At 71.4% G+C, this 18,786-nt stretch carries 14 protein-coding genes, 1 other RNA gene and 1 pseudogene; 7 read left to right on the forward strand and 9 right to left on the reverse strand.

All coding sequences use genetic code 11. The features are described 5' to 3' along the window. Positions 1-173 precede the first annotated feature (173 nt). Positions 174-1,757, forward strand: a complete 1,584-nt coding sequence (locus tag AB0N14_RS31945) for an alpha-L-arabinofuranosidase B (protein WP_366029184.1) — start codon at positions 174-176, stop codon at positions 1,755-1,757. Here AB0N14_RS31945 and AB0N14_RS31950 read toward each other — a convergent pair. The 3 genes from AB0N14_RS31950 to AB0N14_RS31960 are packed head-to-tail and all read right to left on the reverse strand — an operon-like array spanning position 1,735 to position 4,674. Continuing rightward, a complete protein-coding gene (locus AB0N14_RS31950) occupies positions 1,735-3,021 on the reverse strand; it encodes a sensor histidine kinase (protein WP_366029186.1) in 1,287 nt (428 codons plus the stop codon). The genes AB0N14_RS31945 and AB0N14_RS31950 overlap by 23 nt on opposite strands. Before the next feature lie 25 nt (positions 3,022-3,046). After that, positions 3,047-3,763, reverse strand: coding sequence for an ABC transporter permease (locus AB0N14_RS31955; protein WP_366029211.1), 717 nt, complete (start codon positions 3,761-3,763; stop codon positions 3,047-3,049). Beyond that, complete coding sequence (locus AB0N14_RS31960) at positions 3,763-4,674, reverse strand: ABC transporter ATP-binding protein (RefSeq protein ID WP_366029187.1); 912 nt, start codon at positions 4,672-4,674, stop codon at positions 3,763-3,765. Before AB0N14_RS31960 ends, AB0N14_RS31955 begins: the two co-directional genes overlap by 1 nt. A gap of 246 nt (positions 4,675-4,920) precedes the next feature. On the opposite strand from AB0N14_RS31960, the gene AB0N14_RS31965 reads away from it, so the two are divergent. Next, a complete protein-coding gene (locus AB0N14_RS31965) occupies positions 4,921-5,811 on the forward strand; it encodes a MaoC/PaaZ C-terminal domain-containing protein (RefSeq protein ID WP_366029188.1) in 891 nt (296 codons plus the stop codon). Positions 5,812-6,195: 384 nt separating this feature from the next. Here the strand turns inward: AB0N14_RS31965 and AB0N14_RS31970 are convergent, their stop codons facing one another. Both AB0N14_RS31970 and AB0N14_RS31975 read right to left on the reverse strand, forming a co-directional pair. Further along, on the reverse strand, positions 6,196-6,360 hold the full coding sequence (locus AB0N14_RS31970) for a hypothetical protein (protein WP_366029189.1): 165 nt from the start codon (positions 6,358-6,360) through the stop codon (positions 6,196-6,198). 50 nt (positions 6,361-6,410) lie between these two features. Next, a complete protein-coding gene (locus AB0N14_RS31975) occupies positions 6,411-7,712 on the reverse strand; it encodes a hypothetical protein (protein WP_366029212.1) in 1,302 nt (433 codons plus the stop codon). Positions 7,713-8,248: 536 nt separating this feature from the next. Between AB0N14_RS31975 and AB0N14_RS31980 the strand changes: the two genes are divergently transcribed. The 3 genes from AB0N14_RS31980 to AB0N14_RS31990 are packed head-to-tail and all read left to right on the forward strand — an operon-like array spanning position 8,249 to position 11,095. Beyond that, positions 8,249-9,106: a Nif3-like dinuclear metal center hexameric protein gene (locus AB0N14_RS31980; protein WP_366029190.1), complete on the forward strand. Its 858-nt coding sequence runs from the start codon at positions 8,249-8,251 to the stop codon at positions 9,104-9,106. Beyond that, entirely contained in the window at positions 9,103-9,846 is a 744-nt protein-coding gene (locus AB0N14_RS31985; RefSeq protein ID WP_366029213.1) for a C4-type zinc ribbon domain-containing protein, read from the forward strand. The genes AB0N14_RS31980 and AB0N14_RS31985 overlap by 4 nt, the downstream gene beginning before the upstream one ends. Before the next feature lie 43 nt (positions 9,847-9,889). Continuing rightward, positions 9,890-11,095 carry a bifunctional RNase H/acid phosphatase gene (locus tag AB0N14_RS31990; protein ID WP_366029191.1) on the forward strand — a complete coding sequence of 402 codons (1,206 nt, stop codon included), beginning with the start codon at positions 9,890-9,892 and terminating at the stop codon, positions 11,093-11,095. On the opposite strand, the gene eda is transcribed toward AB0N14_RS31990, so the two are convergent. Together eda and yaaA are read right to left on the reverse strand one after the other, a co-directional pair. Continuing rightward, positions 11,070-11,786, reverse strand: coding sequence for a bifunctional 4-hydroxy-2-oxoglutarate aldolase/2-dehydro-3-deoxy-phosphogluconate aldolase (eda, locus tag AB0N14_RS31995; protein WP_366029192.1), 717 nt, complete (start codon positions 11,784-11,786; stop codon positions 11,070-11,072). The two genes, AB0N14_RS31990 and eda, sit on opposite strands and share 26 nt — an antisense overlap. A 108-nt stretch (positions 11,787-11,894) precedes the next feature. Then, complete coding sequence (yaaA, locus tag AB0N14_RS32000) at positions 11,895-12,695, reverse strand: peroxide stress protein YaaA (protein ID WP_366029193.1); 801 nt, start codon at positions 12,693-12,695, stop codon at positions 11,895-11,897. 339 nt (positions 12,696-13,034) lie between these two features. Between yaaA and AB0N14_RS32005 the strand changes: the two are divergent. Continuing rightward, positions 13,035-13,751, forward strand: a pseudogene (locus AB0N14_RS32005) (DMT family transporter); the annotation flags it as partial. A 130-nt stretch (positions 13,752-13,881) separates the two neighbouring features. Then, an RNA gene (gene rnpB, locus AB0N14_RS32010) (RNase P RNA component class A) lies at positions 13,882-14,298 on the forward strand. A 112-nt stretch (positions 14,299-14,410) separates the two neighbouring features. Here rnpB and AB0N14_RS32015 read toward each other — a convergent pair. Then, positions 14,411-15,544: a glycosyltransferase family 4 protein gene (locus tag AB0N14_RS32015; RefSeq protein WP_366029194.1), complete on the reverse strand. Its 1,134-nt coding sequence runs from the start codon at positions 15,542-15,544 to the stop codon at positions 14,411-14,413. After that, on the reverse strand, positions 15,541-18,402 hold the full coding sequence (locus tag AB0N14_RS32020; protein WP_366029195.1) for a bifunctional glycosyltransferase family 2 protein/CDP-glycerol:glycerophosphate glycerophosphotransferase: 2,862 nt from the start codon (positions 18,400-18,402) through the stop codon (positions 15,541-15,543). The genes AB0N14_RS32015 and AB0N14_RS32020 overlap by 4 nt, the downstream gene beginning before the upstream one ends. Between the last annotated feature and the right edge of the window lie 384 nt (positions 18,403-18,786).

Here is an 18,786-nt window from a genome sequence, read left to right on the forward strand (position 1 = left end):
CAATCGGCTCGGCATTCGGAGAACTCCTGGTAATTCCTGTGCCATGCCAACTCCCGCAGTTGTTCGGAATTTCGACAGGGAACAGGTTCGGCATTTCGACCGAACGGCGTTCGGTATTTCGAAAGACGCCTGCTCGGCCCTACCGGAATCGGAAGAATCGGAAGAGGTACACCGTGTCCCCCACACCCCCGCCCCCACGACCACAACGCCTCAGAAGCACGGTCCTGTCCGCGCTGGCCGCGTTCGTGACCGTGGTCGCGCTCGCCGTCGGCCTCACGGTCGGCGCGGGCGCGCCCCAGGCCGCCGCCGCGGGCTCGCTCCCGTGCGACATCTACGCCGCCGCCGGCACCCCCTGCGTCGCCGCCCACAGCCTCGTCAGGGCGCTCTACTCCTCGTACAACGGCCCGCTCTACCAGGTGAAACGCGCCTCGGACAGCGCGACGACGAACATCGGCCTGCCAGCGGCCGGCGGGTACGCCAACGCGGCCGCCCAGGACTCCTTCTGCTCCGGCACCACCTGCATCATCACCAAGATCTACGACCAGTCCTCCCGCCACAACGACCTCACCATCGAGGGCGCCGGCCGGGCCGGAGCGGCCGATGTCGGCGCGCCCGCGGACGCGCTGCCGGTGACCGTCGGCGGACACCAGGTCTACGGCCTGGAGATCTCGGCCGGCATGGGCTACCGGGACAACTCGACCTCGGGTGTCGCGGTCAACGGGCAGGCCGAGGGGATGTACATGGTCACCTCCGGCACGCACGTCAACGGCCGCTGCTGCTTCGACTACGGCAACGCCGAGACCAACAACATGGACACCGGCAACGGCCACATGGACGCCATCAACTTCGGCACCGAGTGCTGGTTCTCACCGTGCTACGGGCAGGGCCCCTGGGTCCAGGCCGACCCGGAGAACGGCCTGTTCCAGTCGGATTTCGGCTACAGCAAGAACACCTCCAACACCGGCACGGGACCGCTTCCCTTCGTCACCGCGCTGCTGAAGAACAACGGCCAGCACCGTTTCGCGCTGAAATACGGCAATGCCCAGTCCGGCGGTCTCACCACCACCTATTCCGGCGGCGAACCCACCGTGGGCGGCGGCTACTCGCCGATGCACCAGGAGGGCGCGATCGTCCTCGGCACCGGCGGCGACAACAGCAACGGCTCCATCGGGTCCTTCTTCGAAGGCGTGATGACCTCCGGCATCCCGACCGACGCCGCCGACGACTCCGTGCAGGCGAACATCGTCTCCGTCGGCTACGGCGGCGCGACCGGCTCCGCCGGCTCCCTCACTCCCGGTTCGGAGATCTCGCTGCGCGCCACCACCTCCTGCTGCACCGGTGACTACATCCGCCACCAGAACGACACGGCGGTCATCTCCTCGATCACATCGAGCAGTTCGACCCTCGACAAGAACGACGCCACCTGGATCGTCCGCCGGGGCCTCGCGAGCAGCTCCTGCGTCTCCTTCGAGTCCAGGAACTATCCGGGCGACTTCCTGCGGCACTACAACTTCCAGCTCCTGCGGCAGCCCATGGACGGCACCGCGCAGTTCAGAGCCGACGCCACGTTCTGCCCGGGGACCGGCAAGAGCGGCACCGGGACGTCGTTCGCCTCGTACAACTACCCGAGCAAATACATCCGCCACTACGACCACAACGTCTACATCGCGAGCAACGGCGGCTCGAACACCTGGGACAGCTCCACGTCATGGACGAACGACGTGAGCTGGGTGGTCAGTCAGCCCTGGGCGCCGTAGCCGCCGGGGACAGCGACTGAGGGGGCGGCTGAACGGGCGATGCGGACTCCACCGGGAGTTCGGCGGTGACCGTGAAGCCACCCCGCGGCGACGGGCCGGCCCGCAGGGAGCCGCCCGCCGCCGCGAGCCGTTCGGTCAGGCCCTTCAGACCGGTCCCGCCGACACCCGCCGGGGCCGGCACGGCGGGCGCGCCGCTCCCGTTGTCCGCCACTGTCAGCCGGACGCGCTCCAAGGTCCCGTCGACGGTGATCTCACACAGATTCGCGCCGCTGTGCCGTACGGCGTTGGTGACCGCCTCGCGCACCACCCAGCCCAGCAGGGCCTCGGTCTGCGAGACCAGAGGAGGACCGGAGCGGCGCACCACGGGCTCGATGCCGGCGGCGGTCAGGGCCGAGCGGGCCCGGTCCATTTCCGTGCCGAGACTGCCCTCGCGGTAGCCGGTCACCGCTTCGCGTATCTCGGTGAGCGCCTGCCGTCCGACCGACTCGATGTCCGTCACCTGCGCCAGCGCCGCCTCCATGTCACGCGGGGCGAGCCGGCGGGCCGCCTCCGACTTCACCACGATCACCGAGAGGGTGTGGCCGAGCAGGTCGTGCAGGTCGCGGGAGAAGCGCAGGCGTTCCTGCTCCACCGCGCGGTGGGCCAGCTCCTCGCGGGCGGCGCGCAGTTCCCGTACGGCCTCGGAGAGGGACAGGATCGCCGCGGTCACCATCGTCGACAGGAACGTGCCGTAGGCGACGTTCAGCCCGTCCCAGCCGTCGCGCAGGCAGGAGACGACGCCCGCGACCGCGGTGAGGACGACGCCCGTCCTGCCCAGCCAACAGCCTCGCACGACCGCTCCCGTCGCAAGGCCCAGCAGGGGGAAGAACAGCAGCCAACTGCCGCCGTACCCGATGGCCAGGCCGAAGGTCACCACGCCCATCACGACCAGCGCCGCCCGCGTGGACCTGGCCTCCCGGGTCTGCTTGTGGAAGGCCCGGAACACCACGTAGATGTAGCAGGAGTTGAAGGCGAGCAGGCCCAGACCGCCGATCCACGGGTTGAGGGTCTTGCCCTGGAAGAGGTTGGAAAAGGCGCCCATCCCCATCAGCAGCCAGGGCAGCAGGGAGAACCCGGTGGGCGGCGGCCCCGGGTTCTCGGGCACCTTCCCGGCCTTCCGGGCGGCCTTCTGCTCGGCCTTGAACCGCTCCGTGTCCTCTTTCCACGTCTGCCGCGCCTGCTGCCAGGCACTGAGACGGCACGAGACGTTTCGCACCCAGGACATGTCCCTGTTTCCCCCGTTCCCCCGATCAGATGTTCCCCGCGGTCCTGCGGTAGGACAGCACAGCGTAGGAACCGAACGCCAGCAGCCAGGCCGCGAGGACGACGATCGTGCCCAGGGCGGGGGCATGACCGTCCGCGACCGATGTGCCGAGCTCGGCGAAGCGGTGGGTCGGGGTGTACGCGGACACCGAGCGCAGCCAGCCCGGGAACAGGGACAGCGGGAACCACAGGCCGCCGAGCACCGCCAGACCCAGGTTGCAGATCATGTTCGTCACGCCCGTGGTCTGGGCGGTCAGCCGGTAGCCGTTGCCGAGGCCGAGCAGGGTGAAGGGGATCGAGCCGAGCCACAGCAGCAGTGCGATCGCCGCCCACTGCCAGGCCGCCAGGCGTACGCCGTTGACCAGCCCGCCCGCCACGAGCACCGCGACGATCGCGGGCAGCACGGTCACCGATCCGGTCAGCGCCCGGCCGGCGACGACCTGGCGCGGGGTCATCGGGGTCACCCTCAGTTGCCGCAGCCAGCCGATCGCCCGGTCCTCGGCCACCCCGCCACCGGTGTTCAACGCCGAGCCGACCGCGCCGTACGCGGCCATGCCCACCATGGAGGCGGTCCTCCAACTGCCGTCGTTCTCACCGATGTTGGTGAACAGCAGGTACATCATCACCGGCATCGCGACCCCGCCGATCACAAAGCCCACGTCGCGCAGGGTCCGGCGCACCTCGAGCCGCAGGTAGTCCCACATCACACCGTCTCCTTCTCACCTGAGGTCAGGGCGAGGAACGCGTCGTCCAGCGACGCCGGGACGACCTCCAGGCCCCGTATCGCGTCCAGTCCGGCCAGGGCGATCACGGTCGCGTCGGAGTCGTCCGTGCGCAGCAGCGCCCGGTCCCCGCGTACCTCCACCGACCGCACGCCGGGCAGCAGTTCCAGGCCCGCCGTGCCGCGCCCCGCCAGGTCGAAGGAGACCAGATTGCCGCCCGCGGCCCGCCTCAGCTGCTCGCCCGTGCCGTCCGCGACGACCCGGCCCCGGTCGATGACGACGATCCGGTCGGCGTGCGCGTCCGCCTCCTGAAGGTAGTGCGTGGAGAACAGGACGGTGTGGCCGCGCCGGGCGTAGGCCCGCATCGAGTCCCAGAAGGCATGCCGCGCCTCCACGTCCAGCGCGGCGGTCGGCTCGTCCAGCACGAGCAGCGAGGGATTCCCGGCGAGCGCCACCGCGAACCGCACCCGCTGGGTCTGGCCGCCGGAGAGCCGGTCCACGCGCCGCCCGGCCAGGTCCGCGATCCCGGCCAGCTCCAGGACCCGGGCGACGGGCATCGGGTCGGGGTAGCGGCCGGCCACGAAGGAGACCAGCTCGCGAACGGTGACCCGGGGGACCGCCCGCGCCTCCTGGAGCATGGCGCCCACCCGGCCCGCGCGCACGGCGTGCTCCGGGGGCCCGCCGAAGAGCTCGACCGCCCCCTCGTCCGGCTCGTTCAGGCCGAGCAGCAGTGAGATCGTCGTCGACTTCCCGGCGCCGTTGCGGCCGAGCAGTGCGACCGTCTCGCCGGGCTCCAGCCGCAGGTCGATGCCGTCCACGGCGCGCACGGCACCGTAGGTCTTGACCGCCCCCGTGAAGGACACCGCCGGTGGTGTCCCAGTCGTCTTCTTCATGCGTACGAGGCTATGCGGGGCGCGGTGCTGCCGGCAGAGGCGTTTGTCAGCGATCCGTCAGGACAAATGTCCCGCTCCCTTCCCGGGCCGCTGGAGCTGACGCGACGTCAGGAGCCTTCACAACGGGGGACCACTGGGCTATACAGGGTCCGCCGGACTGGAACGCGTTCCTGTTCTGCCCGTGACGACCTCGGTGCGGCCGACGGTGCGGACGGCCGCACCGAGGTCTCGACCGTCAGGAGCCCCATGCCCATCGACGAAGCCCTGGCCCTCGCGGCCGAACCCCGGACCGGCGAGATCACCTGGACCTCCAAGGACGTGCAGCTCTACCACCTCGGCATCGGCGCCGGCGTCCCCGCCACCGACCCCGACGAACTGCGCTACACCCTCGAGTCCCGGTTGCACGTCCTGCCCAGCTTCGCCACCGTCGCCGGCGCCGGCTCCCCGGGCGTGATCAGCGGTCTGTCCATGCCCGGCGTGGACGTCGACCTCGCCCGCGTCCTGCACGGCGGCCAGTCGCTGACGATCCACCGCCCGATCCCGGCCGAGGGCAGCGCCTCGGCGACCTCCCGCATCGCCGCCGTGTACGACAAGGGCAAGGCTGCTGTCCTCGTCATGCGCACCGAGGTGGCCGACGCCGACGGCCCGCTGTGGACCAACGACGCCCAGATCTTCGTACGGGGAGAGGGCGGCTGGGGCGGTGACCGCGGGCCGTCGGCCCGGCTGGATGCGCCCACAGGCGAGCCCGACAAGGTCGTCGAACGGACCGTCCGTGAGGACCAGGCCCTGCTCTACCGCCTCTCCGGCGACTGGAACCCCCTGCACGCCGACCCGGAGTTCGCCGAGCTCGCCGGATTCGAACGGCCCATCCTGCACGGTCTGTGCACCTACGGGATGACGCTCAAGACGGTCGTCGACACGCTGCTCGGCGGCGACGTGACCCGGGTGCGCTCCTATGCCACGCGGTTCGCCGGGGTGGTGTACCCGGGGGAGACCCTGCGCATCCGCATGTGGCGCCAGGGGGCGAAGGGGACCGAGGGGGCGCAAGAGGCGCAGGGCGTGGTGCGGGTGATCGTGGGCGCGGTCGAGCGGGGCGATGCGCCGGTCCTCGCCGACACGATCGTCGAGCATTCCTGAGCCGCCGAGTCGCCGAGTCGCCGAGTCGCCGAGTCGCCGAGTCGCCGAGTCGCCGAGTCGCCGAGTCGCCGAGTCGGCCGAGTCGGCCGAGCCGCCGAGCCGCCGAGTCGCCGAGTCGGCCGAGCCGCCGAGCCGCCGAGTCGCCGAGTCGGCCGAGCCGCCGAGCCGCCGAGTCGCCGAGTCGGCCGACTCGACGAGCCGTCGAACATCCTGAGCGACCGAGTCGTCCAAGCGCTCCCGAGCGACCGAGCCGTCCCAGCACTCCCGAGTCACCGACCCGTCATGCGACGGCCCCGCCCGTCGCGGGGACAGGCGGGGCCGAAGAGACCCGGCAGCCGACGGGTACGACGGCTGACGAACCTCACCTCACGCAGCGGACGCGGTTCAGGCCGCTGTGCCGGTCTGTTGCTGCTGACCGGACGGCTTGCGGTGCCGGCCGTGCGGCGCCGCCTCGTGGTCCTCGGCGGAGACCGGACCGCGGTGCTTGCCGTGCCCCGGGATCTCCTGGGCCTCGGCAGACAGAGGCTGTGTGGTGCTGGTGTCGTTCATCGGAAGTGTCCACCCCGTCAAAACATGATCGTTCGTACAGCCGAGCGAGTCTAACGGGCGGCAACGACAGCCGTTCCGGGGGCCGGGGGCGTCGTGCTGCGGCTGCCGCCCTGGCGCTGCGCGTGCCCGGGAAACCCGTCCTTACTCCCCACCGGTGCCTGTCTCTTACGGATCCACACGAGGGGGGTCGGGGCCGCTTCGGCGCGCCGCGGCGACAGCGCCTGCTGCAACGTGACCGGTCTCGTCACGGACGGCTCCGGCGGCTCCGGCGGCCGCGGAACCGGCTGTTCCCCCGTCTCCAGGGCCGGCGCGGCGACCGCCGGCCCGGGCACCTCCAGCCGCGCCACCCCGCACCGCACGGCACCCGTCGCGTACGGCAGCCGCAGCACGCCGTCCCGCGTCCACCTCCCGGCCCCCGCCAACCAGCCCGTCGGCGCGGCGAGTTGGTGCACCCTGCGGTCCGCGGGGCGCCACACCCCGACCCAACTGCCGGCCGGCCCGTCGATGCGCAGCGCCACCGCGCAGCTCTCCGGTGTCAGCGCCTGCCCCGGCTGAATGGCGAACGGCGTCGCCGGGCGGTCAAGCCGCAGGCACTCGGGGAAACGCACCGGCAGCGTGCTCCCCAACACCCCCCAGCCGAGCCGCTCCCGGCCCGGTGAGGGTGCGTCCGAGCGGATCAGCAGCAGGCCGCTGTCCGGGTCGGCGAGCAGCAGTCGGTCGTTGCTGCCGTCCGCGATCTGCAGCAGCGGCGACACCTCGCCGTCCCGCTCCAGATCGACCACCACCGTCTTGGTGGGACCCCCGTCCGACGGCGTGCGGTCCACGGCCAGCAGCCGGCCCGTGCGGTCCAGCCACACCCCGCCCGAGCACCGGCCGGGCACCTGAGCCACTCGCTCGGGCCCCCTCGCGCCGCCCGCCACCAGCCACACCGCGCTCGCCCCCTCACCCACCTCCAGCGCGAACGCGCGGTCCCCTGTCGGGGCCGGCGGCAGCAGCCGCAGCCGGGTCTCCTCCGTGTGGCACTCCACCGTGCCCAGCGGCCGCTCCCCGGTCCCCGGCCCGGTCGGGTACAGCAGCGAGAACGTGTGCCGCCGCCCGGCCGCGACGCGGTGGATGAGCACCCGCCCGTCGGCCAACGGCTGCACTTCGGTGCCGGGCTCCTCGGGCTGGTTGACGGGCAGCGGTACGGCGTACGGTTCCGGGCCGTCCAGGGTCCAGCGCTCCGGGTACCAGGACGCGCCGTCCAGAGCGAGACGCGCCGCGTAGGAACCGTCCGCGGTGATCACGCATCCGGGCGCGGGCGCCCCTTCGGGGCCGTTCGCCGTGGCGGATGTGAAGGCACAGGCCGTCATCATTCGGTCACCTCCGGCGACGAAGCTAGTTTTCGTACGCACAGGCGTGACATCCCCGGGCCGTCGCTTCACACGTAAGGGTGTCGGTGCGGGGATTCCTGTGAATAAACGGGGGCGGCTGTGCTGCACAAGGGGGCGCGCGTGCGGCCAACTCACCACGTCGGCAGGACCGGACGACGACCGGACGGCCGACTGGACGGCGGCTGGACGGCGCCTGGGTGGACGACTGGACGGCGGCTGGACGGCGCCTGGGTGGACGTCTGGACGGCGGCTGGACGGCGACTGGACGGCGCCTGGACGACGCCTGGGTGGACGACTGGACGGCGACTGGACGGCGACTGGACGACGCCTGGGTGGACGACTGGACGGCGGCTGGACGACGCCTGGGTGGACGACTGGACGGCGGCTGGACGACGTCTGGACGGGGAGCCGGCTCGTACGGTCCGGCGAGCCGGCGCGTACGAGCCGCTCCCGCCGCCCGCCGGAACGACCCGTGGCCGATGGGTCACCGCCCCGGGCCAGGTAGCCTTTTCCCCGTGCCCCGTCTGTCTGAAGTCATCGCCGCGCTGGAGAACCTGTGGCCCGCCGAGCGGGCCGAGTCCTGGGACGCGGTCGGCACGGTCGTCGGCGACCCCGACCAGGAGGTCTCCCGGGTTCTCTTCGCCGTCGACCCCGTCCAGGAGATCGTCGACGAGGCCGTGAAGCTGGGCGCCGACCTGCTGATCACGCATCACCCGCTCTATCTGCGCGGTACGACGACGGTGGCGGCCTCCACCTTCAAGGGCCGTGTCGTGCACACCCTGATCAAGAACGACATCGCGCTGCACGTCGCCCACACCAACGCCGACACCGCCGACCCCGGCGTCAGCGAAGCGCTGGCCGGCGCGCTGGACCTCAGGGTCGTACGCCCCCTGGTGCCGGACGCCACCGACCCGGAGGGCCGCCGGGGCCTCGGCCGCGTCTGCGAGCTGGACCACCCGCTCACCGTCCGCGAGCTGGCCGCCCGTGCCGCCGAGCGGCTGCCCGCCACCGCGCAGGGCATCCGCGTCGCCGGCGACCCCGAGGCGGTGGTCCACACGGTCGCCGTCAGCGGCGGCTCGGGCGACAGCCTCTTCGACGCCGTCCGCGCGGCGGGTGTCGACGCTTTCCTCACCGCGGACCTGCGCCACCACCCGGCCTCCGAGGCCCGCGCCCACAGTCCTCTCGCGCTGCTCGACGCGGCGCACTGGGCCACCGAGTGGCCCTGGTGCGAGCTGGCCGCAGCCCAGCTCGACGAGATCTCCGACCGGCACGGATGGGACCTTCGCGTCCACGTCTCCAGGACGGTCACCGACCCCTGGACCGCCCACGCGGCGTCCACCACCACCTCTAGCTCAACGGGAGCCCCAAACTGAACGCCGCGTCCGCCGACCAGATCCGCCTCCTCGACGTCCAGGACCTCGACGTCCGCCTGCAGCAGCTCTCGCACAGGCGGAGGTCCCTGCCCGAGCACGCCGAGATCGAGTCCCTGACCAAGGACCACGTCCAGCTCCGCGACCTGCTGGTGGCCGCGCAGACGGAGGAGAGCGACTGCGCCCGCGAGCAGACCAAGGCGGAGCAGGACGTGGACCAGGTGCGCCAGCGCGCCGCCCGCGACCAGCAGCGCCTCGACTCCGGCGCGGTCACCTCGCCCAAGGACCTGGAGAACCTCCAGCACGAGATCGCCTCGCTCGCCAAGCGGCAGGGCGACCTGGAGGACATCGTCCTCGAGGTGATGGAGCGCCGCGAGGCCGCGCAGGAGCGGGTGGCGGAGCTGACCGAGCGCGTCGCCTCCGTCCAGTCGAAGATCGACGACGCCACCGCGCGCCGGGACGCCGCCTTCGAGGAGATCGACGGCGAGGCCGCATCGGTGACCAAGGAGCGCGAGGTCGTCGCGGCGTCCGTCCCCGCGGACCTGCTCAAGCTCTACGACAAGCTGCGCGAGCAGCAGGGCGGCATCGGCGCGGCCAAGCTGTACCAGCGCACCTGCCAGGGCTGCCGGCAGGAGCTGGCGATCACCGAGCTGAACGAGATCCGCAAGGCGGCGCCCGACACGGTGGTGCGCTGCGAGAACTGCCGCCGGATCCTGGTGCGCACGGCGGAGTCCGGCCTGTAAGAGGCGACCAGAGGCCATAGGGGTTCGACAAGAGGCGTAGGGCGTGCGGGAGTTCATGGTCGAGGCGGACGGCGGTTCCCGGGGCAACCCGGGGCCCGCGGGCTACGGCTCCGTGGTGCGCGACGCGGCGAGCGGCGAGACGCTCGTGGAGCGGGCCGAGTACATCGGCACGGCCACGAACAACGTCGCCGAGTACCGCGGCCTGCTGGCCGGGCTGCGTGCGGCCCACGACCTGGACCCGGGCGCGCGGGTACGGGTGCGGATGGACTCCAAGCTGGTCGTCGAGCAGATGTCGGGCCGCTGGAAGATCAAGCACCCGGCGATGAGACCCCTGGCGATGGAGGCGGCCGCGGTCCTCCCGCCCGGGCAGGTCACCTACGAGTGGATCCCGCGCGAGCAGAACAAGCACGCGGACCGTCTCGCCAACGAGGCGATGGACGCGGGGGCGCGAGGCGAGCGCTGGGAACCGTCCGGTTCGACGGCGGAGCCGGCTGCCGGTGGCGCCACGGGCCCTGGGCGAGAGGCCCCCGCGGGGTCGGCGAAGGCTTCCGTGGGCCCGACGGAGCGGGAGGCGGCCGACATCCGGGCCGCGCGCAACGTCGCCTCCGCGCCGCCGCCCGATCTCGGGGCCCCCACCACCTTCGTACTGCTGCGGCACGGCGAGACCACGCTGACCCCGCAGAAGCGGTTCTCCGGGAGCGGGGGCAGCGACCCGGGTCTCTCCGAGGTCGGCCGACGGCAGGCCGAACTGGTCGCCGGCGTGCTGGCCGCGCGCGGGACCGTGCAGACCGTCGTCTCCTCACCCCTCGCCCGCTGTCGCGAGACGGCCGGTGTCGTCGCGGCCCGCCTCGGGCTGGAGGTCGGCATCGAGGACGGACTGCGCGAGACAGACTTCGGTGCCTGGGAGGGCCTCACCTTCGGCGAAGTCCGCGAGCGGTACCCGGACGACATGAACGCCTGGCTGACCGACCCCGAGGCCGCGCCCACCGGCGGCGGCGAGAGCTTCGCGGCCGTCGCCCGCCGGGTCGCCGTAGCGCGGGACAAGCTGCTCGCCTCCCACGCGGGCCGCACCGTCCTGGTCGTCTCCCACGTGACGCCCGTCAAGACCCTGGTACGGCTCGCGCTCGGCGCACCGCCCGAGGCCCTGTTCCGCATGGAGTTGTCGGCTGCGTCCCTGTCCGCGGTGGCGTACTACGCCGACGGCAACGCCAGCCTCCGCCTCCTCAACGACACGTCGCACCTGCGCTGACCGGGCGCCGCAGCCCGGCGGCCTCCCGGGCAAGGCCCTCGATCCGCGCCCAGTCCCGCCCGGCGATCGCGTCCTCGGGGACCATCCACGTACCGCCGACGCAGCCGACGTTGGGCAGGGCGAGGTACTCCGGGGCGTTCGCCGGTCCGATGCCGCCCGTCGGGCAGAAGCGGGCCTGGGGGAGTGGTCCGGCGAGCGACTTCAGGAACGCCGTGCCGCCCGCCGCCTGCGCCGGGAAGAACTTCATCTCCCGTACGCCGTGTTCGAGGAGCGCCACGACCTCCGAAGCCGTCGACACCCCCGGCAGGAACGGCACCCCGGAGCCCTGCATCGCCGCCAGCAGCCCATCCGTCCACCCGGGGCTGACCAGGAAACGCGCACCCGCCGCGACGCAGTCCGCCACCTGCTCCGGCGTGATGACGGTCCCGGCCCCCACCACCGCGCCCGCGACCTCACCCGACACCGCCCGGATCGCCTCCAGACCGGCCGGCGTGCGCAGCGTCACCTCGATCGCGGGCAGCCCACCGGCCACCAGCGCCCGAGCGAGCGGCACGGCGTCGGCGACGTCCTTGACCACGACCACGGGGATGACGGGCGCGAGATCGAGCACCGGGTGGGCGGAGGGCCCGGCGGACGGCGCGGAGGGCGAGGCGGACGGCGTGGTGGAGGACGAGGACAGCGGCGCGGTCATGGCCGTCATCCTGCCCACGAACGACAACATGCGCAAAGGTCATTGCACATGCTGCAACGCGGCGGCAAGCGCTACGGGTACAACACCACGCCATCAGCGGGTGGCCGATCAGTGGACCTCGGTCACCACCACATCCAACGACCACGGCTTCCCCGCACGCCCCGGCGCCTCGGCCTCCACCACGTACCCCAGGTCCCGCAGCGCCTCGACCAGCTCCGCCGGATCCTTCGGCGCGACCCCGGCCGTCAGCAGGGCGCGGACGATCCGCCCCTTGGTCGCCTTGTTGAAGTGGCTCACGACCGACCGCTTCTCCACCCCGTCCACGACCTGGGAGTGCAGCACCCGCACGGTCGCCGTACGCCCGGCGACCTCGCCCTTCGGCTTCCACGCGGCCGCGTACGCGGAGGACCGCAGGTCCAGCGCCAGACCGCCGCCGGCCGCCTCGGGCAGGACGGAGGCCATCGGCGTGCGCCAGTACGCGCCGAGCGCCCCGAGCCCGGGCAGCTTCACGCCCATCGAGCAGCGGTACGAGGGGATGCGGTCCGTGACGCGGACGGCGCCCCACAGCCCGGAGAAGACGAGCAACGACCTGGCCGCGCGCCGCTTGGCCGCGCTGTCCAGGGAGGCCAGGTCCAGGGCGTCGTAGAGCACGCCGGTGTAGATCTCTCCGGCGGGCCGCGCCCCCGCGGTCCGCAGCCCGGCGTTCTTCGCGACCTCCCCGCGCAGCCCCTCACTGAGTCCGAGCACCTCGCTCGCCTTCTCCTCGTCCCCCGAGCACAGTTCGACCAGTTCGGCCAGCACGGCCTCCCGCGCGGCGGTCAGCCCCGGCAGGGACAGCGACTCCAGCTTCAGCGGGGCACCGCGTCCGGAGGGCGCCTTGCCTTCGGAGGGCGGCAACAGGACGAGCACAGGTCTTCTCCTTGAACCGGGTGGTGGCGGCCTGCGCCAGGTTACGGGGTTGCAGGGTTACGGGATCACAGGGTCAGGGGGTGCGGGGTCACGCGGTGCGGGGTGCTGTCGGCGGAGCGCCGCCACCAGCCGATCCGGCTTCTGGGCGTGGAACCGGATCGGGTGGACGTCCCTGCGCCGCCCCAGCAGTGAGACGTGGGTGACGGGCGTGTTTCAGTTCCAGGGTCACCAACAGCGTTCAAGACACGGCGCGGTGAGGGGCCCGAAACTCGCCGCATGACTGCACGCGGCTGGTTCCTGTTCTTCCTGATGGGAGTGATCTGGGGCGTCCCCTATCTGATGATCAAGGTGGCGGTGGACGCCGTGTCCCCCACCATGGTGGTGTTCACGCGCTGCGCACTGGGCGCCGCGCTCCTGCTCCCGTTCGCGATACGCCAAGGGAACCTCCCGCGGGCCGTACGGACCCACTGGCGCCCCATGCTGGCCTTCGCGTGCATCGAGATCATCGGCCCGTGGCTGACGCTCACCGACGCCGAACGGCACCTGTCCAGCTCCACGGCGGGCCTGCTGATCGCGGGCGTCCCGATAGTGGGCGTGGTCGCGGCCCGGCTCTTCGGTGACACGGAGCGCCTGGGCATACGACGGCTGACGGGCCTGGCGCTGGGCCTGGCCGGCGTCGGCGTCCTCACGGCCCCCCACCCGACCGGCGGAGACGCCCGCTCCCTGGCGGAGGTGCTGCTGACGGTCCTCGGCTCCGCAACCGCACCACTGATAGCCGCCCGCCACCTCAAGGACGTCCCCACGCTCCAGCTCATCGCCCCCTGCCTGACGCTGGCGACGCTGGTCTACGCCCCCGCGGCCGCGGCCACCTGGCCGACCACCGTCCCCTCCGCCCAGGTCCTGGCCGCCATGGCCGGCCTGGGAGTGCTCTGCACGGCTGTGGCCTTCGTCGCCTTCCTGGAACTGATCAAGGAGGCGGGCCCGACCCGTGCGACGGTGATCACGTACGTCAACCCGGCGGTCGCGGTCGCGGCGGGCGCGGCCCTGCTGGACGAGCCCCTGACGGCAGGCATCATGGTCGCCTTCGCGTTGATCCTTGCAGGCTCGGTGCTGGCGACGGCGGGCCCGGCCGTGGCCACGGCACCGAAGCGGGCGCCACGCCCGGTACCATGGTCCACACGGCAGACGAGCCGGGCGGACGGCCGCGTGGAGTCCCCCTGACGGGGAGCTCCCCGAGGAACGTCCGGGCTCCACAGGGCAGGGTGGTGGCTAACGGCCACCCGGGGTGACCCGCGGGACAGTGCCACAGAAAGCAAACCGCCCGGCGCTCAGGCGTTGGGTAAGGGTGAAACGGTGGTGTAAGAGACCACCAGTGCCCAGGGTGACCTGGGCAGCTAGGTAAACCCCACCCGGAGCAAGGTCAAAAGGGAGCGCCTTCGACTAGGGAAGGTGCTCCTGCGCGGACGATCGAGGGCGGCCCGCCCGAGTCCGCGGGTAGACCGCACGAGGCCGGCGGCAACGCCGGTCCTAGATGGATGGCCGTCACCGAGAGGCTCGCGAGGGCCTTTCGGGACAGAACCCGGCGTACAGCCCGACTCGTCTGCCGCTTCTGCGGCTCTTTGTTCGGGAAAGGGGCCTCCGACCCTGTCGGAGGCCCCTTTCCGTGTTTCAGGGGCTCGCCGCGTGACGGCGCGGCCTGAGGCGGCCCAGCAGGCCTACCTCTCCAGGAAGGCGAAGAGCTCTTCCCAGCGGTCGGTGATGTGCTCGGGGGAGTAGCGCTGCACGGATCGGCGGGCCTTTTCGCCCATCGTCTCCCGCAGCTCCTCGTCGGACATCAACCGCACCAACCGCTCGGCGAGTTCGGTGGTGTTGCCGGGCCGGGCCAGCAGTCCGTCCTCGCCGTCGGTGATGATCTCGTGGACGCCGGGCGCGCAGTCGAACGCGGCACACGGCAGGCCGAAGGCCATCGCCTCGAGCAGGGCGAGCGGGAAGCCCTCACCGCGGGAGGAGAGCGCGAACACCGAGGCCTGCCTGAGCGCCGCGGGCACGTCGTCGGTCTGTCCGGCGAAGTCCACCGAGTCGTCCAGGCCGAGCTCGGCGCACCGCTGCTTCAGGGCGGCCTCCTGGTCGCCGCTGCCGTACAGGCGCAGCACCCACCCCGGCTGTTGTCGCGAGGCCTCGGCCCAGGCGTCGAGCAGCATGTCGACGCCCTTCTCGTGGGAGAGCCGGCCGACGCTCAGGACCACCTTCTCGGTGCGCTCGGACGTCTCCTCCGTCGGGGCCAGCGGCAGCGGGTTCGGCATGAATCCCACGTTGTTCATGCCCTCGACGGCCCAGCGGTCGGCGTCTTCCTGGGTGAGCACCAGCAGCCGGTCGACGTCCTTGTAGTACGTCTTGACCCGCTCGAACCGGGAGGACTTCTTGGACGTCTCGAAGGCCTCGTGGCTCATGCCGATGACGGTGTGCCCGGCGGTGTCGGCGAGGGCCACCCACTCCATCGCCCACACCTGGGTGACGATGATCACCGCGCCCGGCCCGGCGGCCCGGAACATCCGGGTGAGCTTGTCGGTGGCCGCCTGCATGTGTCCCTCGGCGCGGCGGACGGCCGGATCCAGCCGACCGAGCTTGAGCCGCGGCTTGGGGCGGCCCGGCGGTCGGCGGGCGTACAGGGTCGCCGTCTCGAACGGCGGGTCGTTCAACTCCATGGGCGCGTGCGGCGGCGCTATGCCGACGACCGTCACCCGGTGGCCGCGCTCGGCCAGCAGGCGGGCCATCTGTATCTGCCACCGGCCCACGCCGCCGAGCTCGTTGACCTCGTTGCCGACGAAGAAGATGTCACGCCGGGTCATCGGGCCTCCCTCGCGTCACCGAAGAAGCGGTCCACGATCTGTGCCGCCGCGTCGCCTCGGTCGTACTCACCGTACTTGTCCACGAATTCCTTCAGCTGCGCCCCGTACCGGGACGCGGCCTCGTCCAGCTCTGCCACGGCCGTGAACAGCTCCTCCTCGGTTCGGGCCACCGGACCCGGTGCCTCGTCGAGCAGGTTGAAGTACGTGCCGCGGACGTCGCCCGCGTACTCGTCCCAGTCGTAGGCATAGAAGAGAATCGGGCGTTGCAGCAGAGCGTAGTCGAACATGACGGACGAGTAGTCGGTGATCAGCGCGTCGGCGAGCAGCATCAGCGGGGTGACGTCCGGCTCGTCGGTGACGTCGATCACCCGTCCGGCCACCGATGGTGGCAGGGCGAGCCGGTTCAGGTAGTGGGCCCGCACCAGCAGGACGCAGTCCTCGCCGAAGCGGTCGGCGAAGCGCTCCACGTCGAACGGGAACTCGAACTCCCGTAGGCGGCCTTCCCGGTTGGCGCGGAACGTGGGCGCGTACAGGACCACCCGCTTGCCCGGTGCGATGCCGAGCCGCTGGGCCAGCTCTCGTACGGCGGGATCCCGGGTCTCCGGGGTCTGAGCCGCCCGCACCAGGGCGTCGTTGCGCGGGTAGCCGGTGCGCAGCAGCTTCTCGTCCGGGATGCGGTAGGCGCGGGCCAGGGTGCGCACGTCATGCTCGCCGCGCACCACGAAGTGGTCGAAGCGGTTCAGCGCCTCCTGGTAGACGCGCTGTTCCTGCTCGGACGTCACGCGCAGGGAGGGCTCGTCGAAGCCCATCCGCTTCAGTGCCGAGCCGTGCCAGGTCTGGATGTACGTCGTCTCCGGTCGCTTGGGCAGCCGCAGCGGGAAGCCCTGGTTGTCGATCCAGAACTCCGCCTGGGCGAGCGCCCTGAGATACGGCCACGACCACCGGCGCACCAGCTGGACGTCGTCGGGGAAGCCCTTGGGCTTCTCACCGGCGTGCGACCAGATCGGCGTGATGGGTGCGCCGCGCCGGCGCAGCTCCTCGTAGATCGCGCGCGGGCTGTCGCTGTACTGCCGGCCCAGGTGGCTCTCGAAGACGACCGTGCCCTTGCGGACCGGCAGGAGGCGCAGCATCCGGCGGTAGACCTGAATCTTGCGCTCGCCGGAGTTGAGATCGCGGTGCACGGCCCGCAGGGAGCGGTAGGCGCCCTTCGCGGCGCGGGCGGGTCGGCCGTGCATGTGGCGGTCGACCAGGGCACGTCCGTCGCGGGCGGCCTTGCTCTCCTGGGTGAGCTTCAGGGCGAGGTGGCCCTTGGCGGAGGCGTGCGCCTGCATGCGGTCGGCCGTGAAGCGGGTCAGCCGCGGACGGACCGGTACCAGGCCGGCGTTCTCCAGGCCGACGGTGCCGACGGTGAGTCGGCTGGTCGTGCGCGTGCCGTCCACGGTGAGGTGCAGCCGGACGTCCCAGACCTCGTCCACGATGCCCAGCGGGCGCAGCCGGCGCTCCAGCGGGACGTCCGCGCGCCAGGTGATGACGTCATCCTCGTGCCGTACGTCCTGCACGGGGAAGTGGAAGGTCTGGAGGCTGCGGCGACGGGCCCGGAACTCCAGCTGGGCGGTGAGCCGTGCCTCGGGGGCGATGGTGTGCAACGGGTTGACGATGCCGCCCGACAGTGTGACGTCGCCGCCGTGTACTTCGTATCCGGTCAGCAGATTGCGCAGGACCATGGCGTCCAGCGGCTTGGCGTGCAGACCCAGCGAGGTGACGTCCATCACGGCCCGGCCCTGCGGATCGTCGAGGTGCTCGTCGCACCAGTAGACCCGGCCGTCGCGCACGACGAGCGGGGTGGAGATCTTGTTCCGGTTGATCAGCGTGTCGATCGCCGGCATGAGGTTGGGCCAGTCCTCCCGCAGCAGCAGGTAGGCGCAGATGGCGTGGACCCGGTCCAACTCGTCGTAGGCCGCCTGCGGGAAGTCCTGGACGTAGCCGCGCGCCAGCTCGGCGAAGCGGTGGCGGTAGTCGTCGTCGAGGAACGGCAGGTCGCGCAGGTACAGCACCAGGTCGTGCTTGAGGAACTTGATGTCCTTGCGCAGTTTCAGCTCGTCGTGTCCGAGCCGGTCCAGGATCGCGTCGATCCGGCGGTGGATCTCGACCCGGTCGGCGAAGTTGTTTATCTCGTGACGCCGGTTGCTGATCGACTTCGCCTGCGTCTTCTCTACGACGTTCCAGTGATAGATGGTCTGCGGGATCAGCGTGATGCGCCGCGCCGCCAGGTAGGCCTGCGCGGAGAACAGCAGGTCCTCGTAGTGGATGCCGCGGGGGAAAGCCAGGCCGCCCTCGAGAAGGAAGGAGCGCCGGTAGCACTTGTTGGTCGAAAGGGTGTCGAAAACCATCAGATCCGGCAGCTCCGCCACCGACTCAAGGGTGCGGGTCTCCCGGTACAGCCACGGGTACCAGGGGACGCGCTTGTCGTGCCGGCTGTCGGTGTGGACGCGGACGCACAGGCCGGAGACCAGGTCGGCGTCGGTGCGGTCGGCGGCCTCCAGCATGTTGCGGCAGGCGTTGGGATCCAGAGTGTCGTCGCTGTCGAGGAACATCACGTAGCGCCCGCGGGCGACGGCGATGCCTCGGTTGCGGGGCTCACCGCAGCCGCCGCTGTTCTCCTCCAGCCGGATGGCCCGGACACGGCCGGGATGAGCGGCGGCAAGCGAGCACGCGACCTCGTAGGAGTCGTCGGTGGAGCAGTCGTCGGCAATGACAACCTCCACGTTCCCCAGCGTCTGGTCGAGAGCCGACCGCACGGCGGTAGGCAGGCGCTGGGCATCGTTGTAGACGATCACCACGACACTGATGTCGGGCACGTCATCCGATTCGACGCCTGACTGCGGGGTAACTAGCGACACGGCCACCTCTCGTATGGCTTTCGGGATCTCAGCCTGTTCCTGGGCACGACCAGGGGAAAGGCCGGGCATGCGTCTCAGTGTGAGACACACGATCCGCTGTGCAGGTTGTGCTTGCGTTCATGTGGCAGGAACCCCATCGTTCCACAATGGCCCGCCGGGGCAGGAGCCGGGCGGCAGTGCATGATCACCGAACCATTGTGAATCCCCGGTGCCCGAAGCATGAAAAAGGCATGCCCCTCTACGGGGGAGAGCCGCATGCGGAAGCGGTGCCGGGCCGTGCGAGCGACGCTCAAGCACAGGCGGGCACCGACGTGATCAGCGTCGACAGCGATACGCCGATCC

The organism is Streptomyces sp. NPDC051104 (assembly GCF_040682835.1).
Classification (GTDB): Bacteria; Actinomycetota; Actinomycetes; order Streptomycetales; family Streptomycetaceae; genus Streptomyces; species Streptomyces cynarae.